This is a genomic window from Verrucosispora sp. CNZ293, from assembly GCF_002754655.1.
Genome location: NZ_PEFR01000001.1, coordinates 919876 through 935486, shown reverse-complemented (window position 1 = coordinate 935486; position 15611 = coordinate 919876). Strand labels below are relative to the sequence as shown.

15 protein-coding genes and 1 pseudogene are annotated in these 15611 nt (G+C 70.9%); 6 read left to right on the top strand and 10 right to left on the bottom strand.

What is annotated here, in order from left to right; translation table 11 throughout:
- Positions 1–57: 57 nt before the first annotated feature.
- The 3 genes from CLT74_RS04360 to CLT74_RS04350 all read right to left on the bottom strand — a co-directional run bounded on the left by CLT74_RS04360 (position 58) and on the right by CLT74_RS04350 (position 3637).
- Positions 58–552, bottom strand: coding sequence for a YcxB family protein (locus CLT74_RS04360; protein WP_099845381.1), 495 nt, complete (start codon positions 550–552; stop codon positions 58–60).
- Positions 553–590: 38 nt separating this feature from the next.
- Positions 591–2909 (bottom strand): FtsX-like permease family protein, encoded by a 2319-nt coding sequence (locus tag CLT74_RS04355; protein WP_143697066.1) that lies wholly within the window; start codon positions 2907–2909, stop codon positions 591–593.
- A gap of 62 nt (positions 2910–2971) precedes the next feature.
- Complete coding sequence (locus CLT74_RS04350) at positions 2972–3637, bottom strand: ABC transporter ATP-binding protein (RefSeq protein WP_486581976.1); 666 nt, start codon at positions 3635–3637, stop codon at positions 2972–2974.
- 223 nt (positions 3638–3860) lie between these two features.
- Between CLT74_RS04350 and CLT74_RS04345 the strand changes: the two genes are divergently transcribed.
- Positions 3861–4841, top strand: a complete 981-nt coding sequence (locus CLT74_RS04345) for a pyridoxal-phosphate dependent enzyme (RefSeq protein ID WP_099845378.1) — start codon at positions 3861–3863, stop codon at positions 4839–4841.
- Between the two features lie 94 nt (positions 4842–4935).
- Here CLT74_RS04345 and CLT74_RS04340 read toward each other — a convergent pair whose 3' ends face one another.
- Positions 4936–5934 carry an RNA polymerase subunit sigma-70 gene (locus CLT74_RS04340; protein ID WP_099845377.1) on the bottom strand — a complete coding sequence of 333 codons (999 nt, stop codon included), beginning with the start codon at positions 5932–5934 and terminating at the stop codon, positions 4936–4938.
- 142 nt (positions 5935–6076) lie between these two features.
- Complete coding sequence (locus CLT74_RS04335; protein ID WP_199172097.1) at positions 6077–7273, bottom strand: MFS transporter; 1197 nt, start codon at positions 7271–7273, stop codon at positions 6077–6079.
- A gap of 560 nt (positions 7274–7833) precedes the next feature.
- Between CLT74_RS04335 and CLT74_RS30690 the strand changes: the two genes are divergently transcribed.
- Both CLT74_RS30690 and CLT74_RS04325 read left to right on the top strand, forming a co-directional pair.
- Positions 7834–7998, top strand: a complete 165-nt coding sequence (locus CLT74_RS30690; protein WP_199172094.1) for a hypothetical protein — start codon at positions 7834–7836, stop codon at positions 7996–7998.
- A 122-nt stretch (positions 7999–8120) separates the two neighbouring features.
- On the top strand, positions 8121–9611 hold the full coding sequence (locus CLT74_RS04325; protein WP_486581975.1) for an NAD(P)/FAD-dependent oxidoreductase: 1491 nt from the start codon (positions 8121–8123) through the stop codon (positions 9609–9611).
- Positions 9612–9767: 156 nt separating this feature from the next.
- Here CLT74_RS04325 and CLT74_RS04320 read toward each other — a convergent pair whose 3' ends face one another.
- The 4 genes and pseudogenes from CLT74_RS04320 to CLT74_RS04305 all read right to left on the bottom strand — a co-directional run bounded on the left by CLT74_RS04320 (position 9768) and on the right by CLT74_RS04305 (position 11776).
- Entirely contained in the window at positions 9768–10079 is a 312-nt protein-coding gene (locus CLT74_RS04320) for a hypothetical protein (protein ID WP_099845375.1), read from the bottom strand.
- A 243-nt stretch (positions 10080–10322) separates the two neighbouring features.
- Positions 10323–10606, bottom strand: a pseudogene (locus CLT74_RS04315) (DUF427 domain-containing protein).
- Positions 10607–10616: 10 nt separating this feature from the next.
- On the bottom strand, positions 10617–11135 hold the full coding sequence (locus CLT74_RS04310) for a metallophosphoesterase family protein (RefSeq protein ID WP_099845374.1): 519 nt from the start codon (positions 11133–11135) through the stop codon (positions 10617–10619).
- Between the two features lie 59 nt (positions 11136–11194).
- Entirely contained in the window at positions 11195–11776 is a 582-nt protein-coding gene (locus CLT74_RS04305; protein ID WP_099845373.1) for a TetR/AcrR family transcriptional regulator, read from the bottom strand.
- 65 nt (positions 11777–11841) lie between these two features.
- Here CLT74_RS04305 and CLT74_RS04300 point away from each other — a divergent pair, with 65 nt between their 5' ends.
- Both CLT74_RS04300 and CLT74_RS04295 read left to right on the top strand, forming a co-directional pair.
- Complete coding sequence (locus tag CLT74_RS04300) at positions 11842–12855, top strand: hypothetical protein (protein WP_099845372.1); 1014 nt, start codon at positions 11842–11844, stop codon at positions 12853–12855.
- A 168-nt stretch (positions 12856–13023) separates the two neighbouring features.
- Positions 13024–13779, top strand: coding sequence for a DinB family protein (locus CLT74_RS04295; protein WP_099845371.1), 756 nt, complete (start codon positions 13024–13026; stop codon positions 13777–13779).
- Positions 13780–13839: 60 nt separating this feature from the next.
- On the opposite strand, the gene CLT74_RS04290 is transcribed toward CLT74_RS04295, so the two are convergent.
- Positions 13840–14292, bottom strand: a complete 453-nt coding sequence (locus CLT74_RS04290; RefSeq protein WP_486581974.1) for an LURP-one-related/scramblase family protein — start codon at positions 14290–14292, stop codon at positions 13840–13842.
- A gap of 127 nt (positions 14293–14419) precedes the next feature.
- On the opposite strand from CLT74_RS04290, the gene CLT74_RS04285 reads away from it, so the two are divergent.
- Positions 14420–15535 (top strand): MerR family transcriptional regulator, encoded by a 1116-nt coding sequence (locus CLT74_RS04285; protein WP_099845370.1) that lies wholly within the window; start codon positions 14420–14422, stop codon positions 15533–15535.
- Positions 15536–15611: the final 76 nt, after the last annotated feature.

Below are 15611 nucleotides of genomic sequence, written 5' to 3'. Positions count from 1 at the left end.
CCCCGGACCGGGGGTGTGCGGGTGTGACCGCACCCGCACACCCCCGCGCGGACGGGCTCACGACCGCAGCAGCCCACGATCAGCCAGGAACGCGCGCAACGTCTCGGCGTCCTCGGCGGACATCAACCGGCGTGGAATCACGGTCGCCGGCATCCGGCCCACGTACACGATCCAGAACTCGGGGGTGGACCTCACCTGGGTCACCCCCTCCCAGGCGATGCCACCGGACTCAGAGCCGCTGCGCATCATGATGTTGTCCTCGGTGATGTCGTAGCCGCCCTCGACGGCGTAGCCGCTGGAACGTCGCCGGGCGCGCAGGCGCAGCCAGGGCCAGTACAGCATCGCCAGCAGGCCACCCACGAGCATCGTCATCCACACCGGCAACGTCTGGTCACCCCAGCCGAACCCCCGCGAGACGAGGAGACCCACCGCACCGACCGTCACCAGCACCGCGCCGATGACGACGTACCTGCGCAGTTGGGCACTGCTCAACGCGGCGGCCACGCGGCCCGGATAGGCGGGATCGGCTGGTACGTCGAAACGGATGTGCACGCCAGCACGATAGTGCCTCCGCCGGCCCGGAGCCGGGTTCACTGGTAGCTGAGGGTTTCCCGGATGGTCAGCCGGGCCGCTCGATGTGCCGCGACAAGCGTCGCCACCGCCGCGGCGGCGACCGAGAGCAGCAGCCAGGCGGCGAGTCCGACCGGGGAGAGTCTCAGCGGCAACGGCAGGCCGAAGGAGATCGTGCCGAGCAGCTCACCGATCAGGACGGACAGCGGTACGCCCAGCGCGATGGCCACAAGTGAGCCGAGCAGACCGGTCAGGGTGCCCTCCAGGAGGACCATGCGACGGATGGTGGCGGGACGGGCGCCGATGGCCTGCATGACGCCGTACTCGCGGGTGCGTTGGGTGACGGTGATGCTCATCGTGGCGGCCAGCCCGAGGACACCGACGGCCGCCATCAACCCGGCGAGGGCGAGCAGCGTGCCGATGAAGACGGCCACGTGTTCGTCGATCGCCGTACGCAGGTCTTCGATGAGCATCGACTCGCCGACCATCAGCCCGGCGGTGGCCAGCGAGGCTTCCACGGCACCGGTGACGGCTTCGGTGTCGCCGGTGGTGGTGATGTGGAGCATGTTGGCGGTCCCCGGGTCCACGAACCGGGTGACGCTCTGCGGATTCGTGTACGCGGTGGCGGGTCCGCCGGCCTCCGCGACGGTGCCGACGAGCCGCCACCGCCCCACCACTCCGTCGACGGCCAGGTGGACGTCGTCGCCGAGGCGCGGATCGCCGAGGCGCGACACCGCGCTCTGGTTCAGCACCACGCCGTCGGTGTCTGCCGCGTGCAGCCAGCGGCCGGCGGTGACCTCGAAGTCGACCATGCGGGTCGGTGCGGGTAGCGCCGCCAGCAGGAACCGGCCGTGCCCGTCGTCGGGGTAGGTGCGCTGCACCTCGATGCGTCCGTCGGCGGTGGCGGGCGTGGCCACCAGCGACACGAACGGTTCGGCCGCGACCACGCCGTCGACGGCGGTCGCGGCCCTGGTGATGGCGTCGGCTGGCGCCGGCGAGGTGAGCCGCAGCTGCGCGTCGTAGGTGCGGCGGGCCATGCCGTCGTCGACCCAGCTTCGCCAGGCGGCGGAGCTGTTGAGGCCGCTTGTGAACATCGCGCCACCGGCGGCCAGCAGAGCCAGCGTCAGCGCCAGCCGACCCCGGCGGCGCAGCATATTGCGCAGGGCGAGGGTGCTGAGGCGGCCACCACGCAGCCGGGTCAGCCACCTGTCGCTGCGCCGACTGCCCACCCCGGTGCCGGCGCCGTGCTCGTCGAGCGCGGCGCGTACGGTGATCCGCGCCGCCCGGACCAGCGGTACGAGCGCGACCGCCAGCGGGATCGCGAGCCCGGCCGCGACATATGTCGCGGGAACCCACCAGGGCGTCGCCCGGTTGGCGATCTCGACGTTGAGCATCTCGGCCACCACCCCGGTCAGCCCGTACCCGGCCAGCAGCGCCGGGCCGACGGCCAACACGGTGGCGGTCGTGGCGATCGCGGCGACCCCCACCAGGTAGACCCGTAGCAGCTGGCCGGTCGTCGCGCCGACGGTCTTCATGATGCCGATCTGGCGGGTCTGTGCCGCCAGCATCCCGCCGAGGGTCGCCGCCACCAGAACTCCGGCGAGCACCAGTGCCGCGAGGGCGAAAGCCAGGAACATTCCCGTGATCGTCTCGGACTGGCTGTGGTGTGGATGCTGGTACGGAGGTGCCTGGATCTGATGCACCTCGCGGCCCTGCGCGGTCAGCCAGGCCGCGACTGCCGTCGCGGTCGCCTCCACACTTGCCGGGTCCCGGTCGGGGGTGACGATGCGCAACTCGTCGGCGGACGCGGTGAAGCCGAGACGAGCCAGCCCGGCCGGGGTGAGATAGCCGTAGCCGACGCTTTCCTGTCCGGCCGGCGCCAACGCGGCGTCGTAGACGGTGCCGGAGATCCGCACCTCGGTCGTCGCGCCGGAGGGGCCGGCGACCGCCAGGCGGTCACCGGCAGCGGCGGCCAGGACCGGTGCCGCGGTGCGTTCGAGGAGCAGTTCACCGTCGGCGGGCGGCCAGGCACCAGACTCCATCCGCAGCTTCGCCACCCGCATTGGATCGTCCGGCGCGATGACGAACAGCAGCATGCGACGCCAGTGGTCACCGACCCGGACCCGGGTGAGGACGGTCTGCCGCGCCGCGGCGTCGGTGACCCCGGGTCGGGTGCGGACCTGGGCGAGCAGGGCGGCGTCGACGCCGCCTTCGACCTCCAGGGTCGCGCTGGCCGGGTTGGTGCCGACATAGACCGCCGCAGCCTCCCGGACGATCACGGTACGGGCGATGAGCAGCGCACCGACACCGGACATGGCCACCGCGATCGCCAGGATCATGACCGCTACCCGGCCCCGAGCGGCGGACAGATCCCGCCACATCTTCACCGTCCGTGGCCGCATCACGCCGTGACCGCCACGTCCCCCGCCACCCGCCCGTCGACGAGCGTGACCAGCCGGTCGGCGTACCCGGAAAGGTCGCGCTCGTGGGTGACCATCACGACGGCCTTACCGGCGCGGGCCAGCTCCCGGAAAAGTTCCAGCACGGCGGCGGCGGTGGCGCTGTCGAGATTGCCTGTCGGTTCGTCCGCCAGGATGACCGGCGGGTCGTTGGCCAGGGCCCGGGCGATCGCGGCGCGCTGCTGCTGCCCGCCGGAGAGCCCGGCGGGCACCTTGTCGGCGTGTTCGACGATCCCCACGCGGTCCAACAACTCCAGCGCCAGCGGCCGGCGGCGGCGTGCCACGACCGTGCCCCGGAAATCCATCGGCAGCATCACGTTCTCCGCGACGGTAAGCGTCGGCAGCAGTTGGAAGAACTGGAACACCAGGCCGACCGCCCGACCCCGCCAGGCCGCCAGTTGGGTCTCGCGTACCTCGCGCACGGCTGTGCCGGCAACCCGGACCTCCCCGGCGGTCGGCCTGTCGATCCCGGCGAGCAGGTTCAACAAGGTCGTCTTACCGCTGCCCGACCGACCCACCACCGCCGTGAACTGGCCGGCCTCCACCGCGAGGTCGACTCCACTGAGCGCCGGAAACTCGCCGCCCGGAACGGGATACGTCTTCGCCACGCCGCGCACCTGGATCAGCGGTTCGTCCCTCCGTGGATCCGTGGTCGAACCGTTCGTTCCGTGCCGCGTCAAGGTCAACGCCCACCCTTCTCGGGCCGAAGGCCAGCGTCCGCCACTCTGCCGGACGCTCCGGCCGGGTACCGCCTCCTGACAGAACCCTGAAAGACTTTCCCGGCACGTGACCGCCCCACGTCGCCACCGGTCGCCGCTACGCTGCTCGGTCGTGCTGACGACGCGCCTCGACACCGCTCGGATCCAGGCGGCCCGCCGGATCATCGACCCGGTCTTTCTCGACACGCCGCTGTACCGCTGCGAGTCACTGGAGCCCGAACTCGGGTGCGCCGTGAGCATCAAGCTCGAAACAGCCAACCCGGTCCGCAGCTTCAAAGGGCGCGGCACCGAACTCGTCGCGAGCCGGCTCGCGGAGGCCGGACAACACGCGGTGGTCTGCGCCAGCGCGGGCAACCTCGGCCAGGCCCTCGCCTGGTCGGGTCGCGGTCGAGGGCTCGACGTCACTGTCGTCGCCACCCGCCACGCGACAGTCGCCAAGCTCGATCGCATCCGGGCCCTGGGCGCCTCGCTGGAGTTGGTCGACGGCGACCACGAGTTGGCCCGTGACCGGGCGGCAGCCATCGCACAGCAACGCGGTATCCGGCTCCTCGAAGACAGCCTGGACATCGAGACCTGCGAAGGCGCGGCCACCATCGGCCTGGAACTGGTGGACAGCCAGTCGTCATTCGACACGGTGCTTGTCGCTCTCGGCGGTGGCGCGCTGGCCACCGGCGTGGGCCACGTGCTGAAGGAGCGGACGCCCGACGTCGAGGTGGTCTGCGTCCAGCCGCTGGGTGCGCCCGCGATGACCCGCTCCTGGCACCAGCGGCGCGTCGTCACCACCGAGTCGACGGACACCATCGCCGACGGCGTCGCCGGCCGGTGCCCCATCCCGGCGGTCCTGGACGACCTGCTCGTGGTCGCGGACGACGCAGTCCTCGTTCGGGAGACCTCGATCATCACCGGCATGCGACTGCTGCTCGACCACGCCGGTCTCGTCGCCGAACCGTCGGCCGCCCTCGGCATCGCCGCGCTACTCGAAGACCCCGACCGTTTCGTCGGCCGGCACGTCGTCACCGTCGTGTGCGGCAGCAACGTCGACGCGACCGCCTATCACCGCTGGGTCCGTCCGGCCGCCCGCCCCGAGTGGTGACCATCGCCGCCGAGGTGCGCCGGACTGTCGCGCCGTTGCGCCGTTACCACTGCGACACACGCGCCGCCACGCAGCGCGAGGGTGCACACCGGGACTACTCGGTGCCGTCCGCCGGCAGACGCTCCGGCAGACCGAGCCGCGGGAACTGGTCGTCGTGGAACGTCACGATCTCGGTGATCGCCCCGCCGGTGACGCGCAGCACGTCGATCGTCAGCGGCAGGTACGCGTGCTCCCGTTCGCGCCAGTGGTAGAAGGCGACGGCTGGCTGCCGGTTCACCCGGGTCCGGATGGCACGCAGGCCCTTCATGCCCACGAAGCCGCTGTCGACCCAGTCGGCGACCACCGCGTCGCGGCCGGTGTTCAGGCCCGGAGTGGGCGGCATCGAGCAGCGGACGTCGTCGCGCAGCAGTGCGGCGAGCGCGTCGATGTCCGTGGCCACGCTGGCCTCGGTGTAGCGGCGCACCAGGTCACGCGTCCCGGCGTCCTCCTCGCCGCCGGTCCAGTCCTGCCGCTCGGTGGGCAGGTGCTCCCGCATGCCCGCGCGGGCCCGTTGCAGCGCGCTGTTGACCGAGTTGACGGAGTCGCCGAGCAGCTCCGCGACGTCCTTCGCCGGCCAGCCGAGCACGTCCCGCAGGATCAGCACGGCCCGTGGTCGTGGCGCGAGGTGCTGGACCGCGACCAGGTACGCCAACTCGATCGTCTCCCGGGCGACGGCCACCGTCTCCGGCTCGTCCGCCTCGCCCGCGGCCAGTTCGTCGAGCAGCCGGTCCGGGTAGGGCTGCAACCACAGCACCTCGCCGCCGGTCGCCGGCGCCGGACGGCATTTGGCGAGCAGATCCAGGCAGGCGTTTGTGGCGATCCGGTACAGCCACGCCCGGAATGTGGACCGCCCCGCGAAGGTCTCCCGCCGCCGCCAGGCACGCAGGAACGTCTCCTGCACGGTGTCCTCGGCATCCTCGAACGACCCGAGCATCCGGTAGCAGTGCACGTGCAGCTCCCGCCGGTGCCGCTGGGCCAGCCCGGAGAACGCCGGCTCGTCCACCTCACCCGGACCGCTCACGCCCAGTTCCGCCAGCCGCAGATCAGTGCTCATCTCGTCATCCTTCCGTCCCGTCGTGGCCTGTCACAGATATGACGGGCGTGGGTGGAAAAACTCATCACCAGCGGCGTTCCGAATGGCTGAACAGTTGCCGGCCCGGCGCATTCGCGGCGAACCTGGGCCCTCGCGCCGCGGCTCAGGCCCGGGTGGGCTGCTGGCCGAACGCGCGCATCGCCAGCGCGCCGACGAGCGGGCCCGGGACGAGCAGCAGGAACGCCCAACGCCAGCCGACCGCGTCGGCCAGGACAGGTACGAGCTGGATGGTGACGACCGTCAGGGCGAAACCGATTGCCGTCTGCGCGGTGAGCGCGGTTCCGACATACCGCTTGTCGGCGACCTCGCTCAGGGCGGTCGAGAAGACACCGGAGTCCGCGATCACCGCGGCGCCCCACACGACACCCAGCACGACGACGGCGCTGGGCGGCGCGGTGAAGAACAGTGGTGAGGCCAGGCAGCAGGCGCCGCTGACCACCAGGGCGGTGGCTGCGGCCCGGGGTCGTCCGAACCGGTCCGCGGCCCAACCGCCGGCGAGGCACCCGGCGACCCCGGCGATCCCGATGGCCAGGAACGCGAGCAGGCTGACGTTCGCGTCGTCGCGGCCGGTCCGGGCCGCCGCGCCGGCGATCAGGAAGCTGGGCAGCCAGGTCCACAGCGCGTACAGCTCCCACATGTGTCCGAAGTAGCCCAGGTTCACCAGCCGGGGAGCACGCTGACGGAACATCGCCAGGGCGTACCGAGGATATGGACGTGGCGAGGTGCCGGGAGCGAACTGCGGCCCTTCCCGTACCAGGGTCACGGCCACCACCGCGCCGAGCAGCGCGCATCCGGCCGCGGTGCCCATCACGCCGCGCCACGGCAGGTCGCCCAGCCCGCCGATCAGGTGCGGTAGCGCCGAGCCGAGGGTCAGCGCGCCGATCATGACGCCGAACGCGAGCCCTCGGCGGGCCGGCGGCGCCCAGGACCCGGTCAGTTTCATGCCGACCGGGTACACCCCGGCCAGGAAGACACCGGTGAGGAACCGCAGCGGGATGGCTGCGGCCAGCCCGTCGACGGTGAGGGCGAAGATGCCGGTGCAGGCGGCGGCGAGCGTCGCGCAGCCGGCCATCAGCAGGTGCGGCCTCATCCGGTCGGCCAGGTTCAGCACTGTCGAGGTGACGGCACCGGCGACGAACCCGAGTTGGACGGAGGCGGTCAGCCAGACGGCTGCGGTGGCGCTGATCTGCCACGACTCGCGCAGCGCCGGCACCACGGCGGAGGCCGAGAACCACACCGCCAGGCTGAGTACCTGAACGGCGGCGATCAGCGCCCGCTGTACCCCGGGTATTGACATCATCTGCGCTCCTCGGCTGCCACCGTAGATCACCTTGGTGCGCAGCGGGACTGAGGGATGCGCCACTGACCTCTGGCAGCCGCTCCGATCGCTCGTCGCCGGGTGCTCGGCCGGACCCGGACGGAGGCGTCCACGGGTCACCTCCACCGGCGGTGACCCCACGCACAGTCGCTCAATCATCCTAGGATGGAGGATCCATCGCCTCGCAGACGGCGCCGGGCGGTGCGACCGCGAGGGCGTTACGGACCTCCCGGCGCCCCACCTGGTCTGGTCGGAGCTGGGACCCGTCGACACCCAGACGCCGCTATGGCGGACACCTGCGCGGTTGGGCCTTCCACAGACTCCAGCCACACCGGATCCCAGGCCTTCTGGCTGTCGGTCAGCGCCCTCGGCTGGCCAGGCAGCAGGGCGAAATCGGTCAGGACACCGGCCAGCGCGACGAGGCAGGTGACGCACGGCGCCGGACGACAGCCCGAGAAGTGGCCCCGGGAGAGGTCGATCGAGCACAAGTTCCTCACCCCCTGTTCACCCGGCGGCCGGACAATCCGATCGCCGAGACCGGGGTGCGCAGCGAGTTCTCCCATCACGGCCTCGCTTCCCGCACCCGTGGCCGGCGCGCCGACCGGGCGCACCACCCCCTGGATCCGGTCATCGTGGCGACACCGTGGCTGCTGGCCGGAGGGATCGCGTACGCCGTCGTCCGGCAGATCACCCGCCGCCACGGATAGGGTCCCTGTTTCGCGTCCGCCGCACCGGTAACCAGGAACAATGACCGGCACCCATGGCCGGGAGCGGCTTGCGGGCGACGGGGCGGCAACGAGGGCGCGGATCGAGCGGGACGGAGAGCGCAGTGAAGGACAGCAGGACTGCGAACGGCGCGGACAGCGGTGGACGACGGCACCGGGTGGTGATCGTCGGCTCCGGCTTCGGCGGTCTGTTCGCGGCGAAGGCACTGCGCCGCGCACCGGTGGACGTCACGATTGTCGCGCGTACCACCCACCACCTGTTCCAACCGCTGCTGTACCAGGTCGCCACCGGTATCCTCTCGCCCGGCGAGGTGGCGCCGGCGACCCGTGAGATCCTGCGCCGCCAGCGCAACGTCGAGGTCCTGCTCGGTGAGGTCACCGACATAGACCTGGAACGCCGCACCGTCACCGCGAACGCGCCGCTGACCACGTTCACGACGGAATACGACAGCCTCATCGTCGCGGCCGGCGCAGCGCAGTCGTACTTCGGGCACGACGAGTTCGCCGAGCACGCGCCCGGTATGAAGAGCATCGACGACGCGCTCGAACTGCGCGGACGCATCTTCGGGGCGTTCGAGCTGGCGGAGCTGGAGACCGACCCGGCGGCGGTCGAGCGGTGGATGACGTTCGTGGTGGTCGGCGCCGGACCGACCGGTGTGGAGATGGCCGGGCAGATCGCCGAGTTGGCTCACCGGACCCTGCCGGGCGAGTTCCGGCGGATCGACCCGCGTAAGGCGCGCATCGTGCTGTTGGACGCGGCCGATTCGGTCCTCGGCACGTTCGGCGAGCAGTTGTCCGCCAAGGCATTGCGGCAGTTGCGCCGACTCGGCATCGAGGTGACGTTGGGCACCACAGTGGTCGGTGTGGACGACACCGGCATCGATCTGGTCGACGGCGACGGTAAGCGAAGTCGCATCGGATGCATGACGAAGATCTGGGCCGCCGGGGTGTCGGGATCCCCGCTCGGAGCCCGCCTGGCGGCCGCCGCCGGCACCGAAACCGACCGGGCCGGCCGGGTCATGGTCGAGCCGGACTGCACCCTCCCCGGGTACCCGGAGGTGTTCGTCGTCGGTGACCTGATGGCGCTGGACCGACTGCCGGGCGTCGCCCAGGTGGCGATCCAGGGTGGGCAGCACGCGGCCCGGCAGATCATCCGACAGCTACGCGGCGAGCCGGCCCGACAACCGTTCCGGTACCGAGACAAGGGAAGTATGGCCACCATCTCGCGCTTCTCCGCGGTGGCCACCGTCGGCCGGCTGCGGCTGTCCGGCTTCACCGGGTGGCTGCTCTGGCTCGCGGTGCACCTGCTGTACCTGGTCGGCTTCAAGAACCGGGTCACCGCCGTGCTGCACTGGGCCGTCAGCTTCATCGGACGGGGCCGCTCCGAGCGGACCGTCACCCTCCAGCAGGTGCTGGCGCGCGCCGCGCTACAGGAGGTCACCGCAGCGGCCGACCGGCTGGTCCCCGGAGCCGCCGGCAGCTCGAGCCGACCAGCAGATCCCGCACTGGTCTCCCCGCCGCACCAGAGGCCGGCCGGAGCGGTACCGGGCCCCGAGGCGGCTCGACGCGGGGCACCCGGGCCCGCTATCGATTGACCCCTCGCCCGCCAGTACGGCGCGGGGCTGAGCGGCTTTCAGCTCGCGACTTGGCTGAGCAGCCGAGAACGCCCGCACCAGCAGCCGTCGTGCGGATGAAGCGCGGCTGCCCGGGTCAGGTTTCCGGGCAGCCGCGACGACGTACCTGACCAGCAATCATGATCCGCTGTCGCGCGGTTGGGCACTTGGCTCGTCCGACGGCAGATCAGTGGCCAGGCCCGACGCTGTCGGAGAAGCGGCCCGATCGCTCGCGTTCTCCGATCCCGACTCCGCACCGTCCAGTGCAACGGCACCGTCGTAGTTGTAGACGGTAAGCGCCGCATCGTCACGTTGGCGCTGTTCCGTCGTCCGGATGTAGCGGTGTACGAGGCCGCCGACCTGAACCTCGATCAGGCCGGCATCGCCGCCCGTGACCGTGGAGTCGTTGCTCGGACCACCTACCAGAATCGCGTCCCTGCTCATCGTCATGGCGCTTGTCTACCCATGGCCGCCGCCACGCACTCCCGTCACCACCACATCTCGACGGTCACCCGACGGCGGATGCGACCCGACTGGCGGCGGTCATCGCCAACCGAGCCGGGACGGGACGGGACTGTCCGCAGGTGCCACGACCTGGCATCAGCTCGGTGTGTGCGGTTGGCGAACCGTCGTACCGGTCGGTGCTGCCGGCGAGCCATGCTGCTCGGACGGGGTCTCATTCGCCGCCCGAGGTCAGTCCTCCCCGACGACCTCGACGTCCTTCCAGAACGCGACCCGGTCACGGATCATCTCGGCCTCGGGCAATGGCTGCGGGTAGTACCAGACCGCGTCCACGCTGGTCTGCCCGTCGTGCTCCAACGTGTAGTACGACGCGGTGCCCTTCCACGGGCAGACCGTGTGGGTGTCGGATTCCCTCAGCAGGTCGTCGCGGAGCGCGGGAAGTAGTGGTTGCCCTCGACCACGACGGTGTCCGTGCTCTCGGCGATGACCAGGTCGTTCCAGATGGCTTTCGGCATGTTTCCCAGACTATGCCGGCCCACGCCCGGCCTGGCGTGGCACCTCGTGCAGGGTGACGGCGTCGAGCCGACCGTCGGTCAGGTCGGCGGTGAGGTACGTCGCGTACGGTTGGCAGCGTCGGTCGGTCGGCGAGCCGGGATTGAGCAACCGCAGACCGCCGGGCGCCTCGCTGTCCCAGGGGATGTGGGAGTGCCCGAAGACGAGCAGGTCGCAGTCGGGGAAGCGGGCCGCGCACCGCCGTTCCCGGCCGCTGGCCGGCCCGGTCTCGTGCACCACCGCGATGCGCAGTCCGGCGACGTCCGCGCGGGCGATCTCCGGCAGTCGGGCACGCAGGTCCGGACCGTCGTTGTTGCCGTAGACGCCGATCAGCCGGGCACTGCGCCGCTCCAGGTCGTCGAGCAGGGCGGCGCTGACCCAGTCGCCCGCATGGATGACAAGGTCGGCCGCGTCGACCGCGGCCCACAGCCCGGCCGGCAGGTCACGGGCACGTTTCGGCAGGTGGGTGTCTGCCATGATGACCAACCGCACCCGGCCAGGGTAGCCCCGCCCCGGCTCCGGCCCCGCCTGCTCGGCGCCTACCGGGTCCGTCAGCCTCGGCCGCGTACGAGGGGTAGGAAGACCTCGTCGACGATGTCGATCAGGACCTCGTCGGGGACCGAGGGAATGCCGCGCATCGCGTACTCGGCCCTCAGCAGCATCATCGGCGTGGCCGCGACGCGCTGGTGCACCGCGGTCGGCGGTGCCTCACCGCGGACGACCGCGCGTTCGAGCAGGCTCAGCCAGGCGCGGTCCATGGTGTCCGCGCCGGACCGCTCGCGCATGAGGTCGAGCAGCGCCGGGTCGTCCGCCGCTGCGGCCAGCAGGCTGCGCAGGACCGCCCCGTGCGGCGACGACCACGTCTCGTTCGCCTGCCGCAGCATCTCCAGCGCGTCGCCCCGCAGCGTGCCCGTGTCGGGGTTCGGCATCGCGACATCGGACAGGTGGCGGTACGCCGCGACGCCCAGCGCCGCACGGTGCGGCCACCGACGGTAGATGGCGTTCTTGTTGGTCCCGGCCCGGGCGGCTACCCGGTCCATGGTCATGCCCGGATAGCCGGACTCGCGCAGTTCCTCGGCCGCCGCGTGCAGGATCGCCCGCTCCAGTTCCTCGCCCCGGCGTCTGGTGCCCATGACTTGCAGGGTACTTGACGTACCCTATACGGTACGCTCCGTACCCTAGTGTGAGGAGAACTCCCGTGCGCGTCTTCGGCATGAACTACGACACCGGCTTCGTCAGCGCCGGTTCGACCACCCACGAGCCGTTCGATCCCGAGACCGTGCGGCGTGATCTGCGGGTCATCCGAGAGGAGTTGCACTGCGACGCGGTGCGGATCACCGGCGGTGTCCAGGATCGACTGGAGTTGGCCGCGCGACTGGCAGCCGAGGCGGGGCTCGAGGTGTGGTACTCCCCCTTCACGAACGGTCTCGACCGGGACGGGCTCATGGCGTTCCTGCTCGACGGCGCCGAGCGGGCCGAACGGCTACGTCGCGGCGGGGCCTCGGTCGTGTACCTCACCGGCTCCGAGATCTCCCTGGTCACCGACGGTTTCCTGCCCGGCCGTGACCTGGTCGAACGGATGGCGCTGTTCGCCGATCCGATGCGGATGCGGGAGGCGGTTCCGGCCGCACGCGCCGCGGTACGCGCCTTTCTCGCCGAGGCGGTGCCCGCGGTACGGGCACGGTTCGGCGGCCCCGTCGGTTACGCCTCGCTCCCCCTGGAGGACGTCGACTGGGCACCCTTCGACATCATCGCCAGCGACGCCGGCTACCGGGACGCCACGAACGCCGCGACGTTCCCGCAGACCCTGGCCGCGGCGGTCGGGCAGGGCAAGCCGTACGCCGCCACCGAGTTCGGCTGCTGCACCTTCCGCGGCGCGGCCGACGTCGCGGGCGCGGGCGAGCCGGTGGCGTACGACGAGCAGGGCCGCGCCGCGAAACTCACCGCCGACCTGACACGTGACGAGCAGGGGCAGGCCCGCTACCTCCTGGACCTGTTACGCGACTACGAGCGTGGCGGTGCCGAAGCGGCATTCGTCTACACGTTCGCGAACCGGCACCTACCCACCACCGGCGACCCGGCGCACGACTACGACCTGGCCGCGCGTGGCATCGTGCGGGTCCTGCCGGACGGCTCGTGGACGCCGAAGGCCGCCTTCCACGCCCTGGCCGACTACGGCCGTACCCGCGCGCAGACCACAGCTCTTTCATGACGCGCGGCGAGCAGTGAGCCTTTTCATGGATCAAGGGCTCTTGAGCAGGCGCGTGGCAGGCGGGGTTCGGTGAACTGGATCTCGCTGTCCGGGTAGCGGCGCCGAAACGCCGCGGTGGCGCGGCGGATGACCTGGCGCAGACCGGGACGGATGCGGGAAACTGTTTCGATGCCTGCTGAGTACGTCCGGAGTGACCAGCTCCGTGGTGCCCGCATCCACCTCTGCGACCTTGCCGGCCTTGAGATTCGCGATTGCGAGGTCGGCGGTCTGAAGATCGTGGACTGCTATGGGGGCGACGTCTACCTCGGTGGCGCCTTCGAGCGTCTGGTTGTTAACGACGTCGACGTGACTGCCTACGTCGAGGCCGAGCTCGACCGGCAGCATCCCACGCGGGTGCTGGCGCGTGATGCCGCCTCCTCCGTCGACTACCGGGCTGCTTGGGATGCCATCGAGACGCAGTGGGAGGCGACGCTCGACCGTGCCAGACTCCTGCCCGAGGCCAAGCTGCACGAGCAGGTCAACGGCGAGTGGTCGTTCGTCGAGACCCAGCGGCACCTGCTGATGGCCAGCGATGCCTGGCTTGGTAACGCCGTGCTCGAGGAGGATGCGCCGTATCACCCGTTGGGCCTTCCTCACGGCGGGATGCCGCCCGACGAAGCGGCGAAGCTCGGGCTCACCCTCGAAGCCGCCCCGACGCTCGACGAGGTACTCGCACCGCGGCTCGCTCGCATGGCCGTGATGCGGCGTGTCGTCGACGGGCTCACCGAGGCCGAGCTCGATCGGGTGTGTGGTCGCAAGCCGGCGGACCCATATCCAGACCGGGAGTACATCGTGCGCCGCTGCCTCAAGGTGGTGCTCAAGGAAGAGGCCGAGCATCACCGTTATGCGGTACGAGACCTCGCCGTACTCGAGGCCGGTGCCTGAACCGATAGTGGAGTTGTTCACCTGATGTGACCGCCGCGCCGTACCGGCTCGCCGGAGGTCTCAGCTCGCTCCCGCCGCGGCCTGGGCATCCCACATGCTGATGACCACGCCGAACACGAAGAGCTGCAGCTCTGTCGCGAGTCCCGGCAACTCGATGGCGACGTCGCCGCGCCAGAAGCTGGTCTTGCGTATCGAACCCACCCGGGTGTCGCCGAGGATCAGTTCCTCCTCGCTGCCCCAGGCCGACCTACGCCGGAAATGGTAGGTCTGCCCGGACGCTTCGACGGTCCATCGCTTGCGGCCCACCCGGTCGGCCGAGGCGACAAGCGTTCCCGCGTGGTCGACCATTGTGTACCTGGTGCCCCAGACGTTGGAACGGACCTGGAAACGCCGCCCGTCCAGCTCGAACTCGCCACCGCTGCGCCACATCGAGCGGTCCCAGACCGTGATCTCTCGTCCTCGGTCCGTCACGTCGTAACGGTTCCGCCAGACGCTCACCTTTCGAGCCTCCATGCGACCAGCGTAGGTGTGCGGGCAACAGGGCGGTACGTGAAGAATCGTGGGGTGGAGCGCCGTTCGATCACTTCCCGGCGGCGAAAACCTTGCTCCTCACGCGGCGTGAGGAGCAATAGTCGGTGCCATGGCGGAGCACCTGACCGTGGGTCGTGTGGCGGAGTTGGCCGGCGTCAGCGTCCGCACACTGCACCACTACGACGAGATCGGTCTCCTCGAGCCGTCCACGCGGACCACGGCCGGGCACCGGGCCTACTCCGCGGATGACGTGGAGCGGCTCCGGGAGGTACTCGCCTACCGGCGGCTCGGCTTCGGGCTACGGGAGATCGCGGATCTGGTCGACGATCCGACCACCGACGCGGTCACGCACCTGTGCCGGCTGCGGGCCCTGCTGATGGATCAGCGCGATCGCGCCGCGGCCATGGTGACGGCCATCGACCGGGAACTGGAGGCACGAGCGATGGGTATCAGGACAACGCCGGAGGAGCAGCTGCGAGTGTTCGGGCCGCGGTTGTACGACGCGATCGGATCCGCCTACCCCGCGACGCGGCGCACCGAGCCACGGATCGCCGCGCGCATCTGGGAGGCCCTGGGTGACGCCCGAACGGTGCTGAACGTCGGGGCCGGCACCGGCTCGTACGAACCGCCCGACCGCGACGTCACGGCGGTGGAGCCGTCGGCGGTCATGCGGGCGCAGCGGCCCCCGGGTGCGGCACCGTGCGTGGCCGCGGCTGCGGAGAGTCTGCCGTTCGAGGACCAGTCCTTCGACGCCGCGATGGCGGTCAGCACCGTGCACCACTGGCCGGACCCGGTCGCCGGGCTGCGTGAGATGCGGCGGGTGGCCCGCCGCGTGGTGGTGTTCACCTACGACGCCGATGACACCGGCTGGCGTCAGCGATTCTGGCTCACCCGCGACTATCTGCCCGAGTTCGCTGACCTGCTCGTCGGATGGCCGTCCCTGGCCGACCTGGCCGGTGCGATCGGAGCACGCGCCGAGCCGGTGCTCGTGCCGTGGGACTGCGCTGACGGGTTCTTCGAGGCCCACTGGCGCCGACCTGAGGCGTACCTGGACGAACACGTACGCCGCGCGGTGTCGGTGTGGACCAGGGTCGGACCGCAGGCCGAGCAGCGTGCGGTGAGCAGACTTCGTGACGACCTGTCCTCGGGCCGATGGATCGAGCGCAACCGTGATCTCGTCGCCCTCGACACGGCAGAACTCGGTCTCCGCCTGCTCGTGGCCTGACCGCCGTGCGCCCTCCGGACGCGTTGGCGGCGCCGTCGCACGCCGTGTCCGAGCACCGGACGATGTCCGGGGTGGG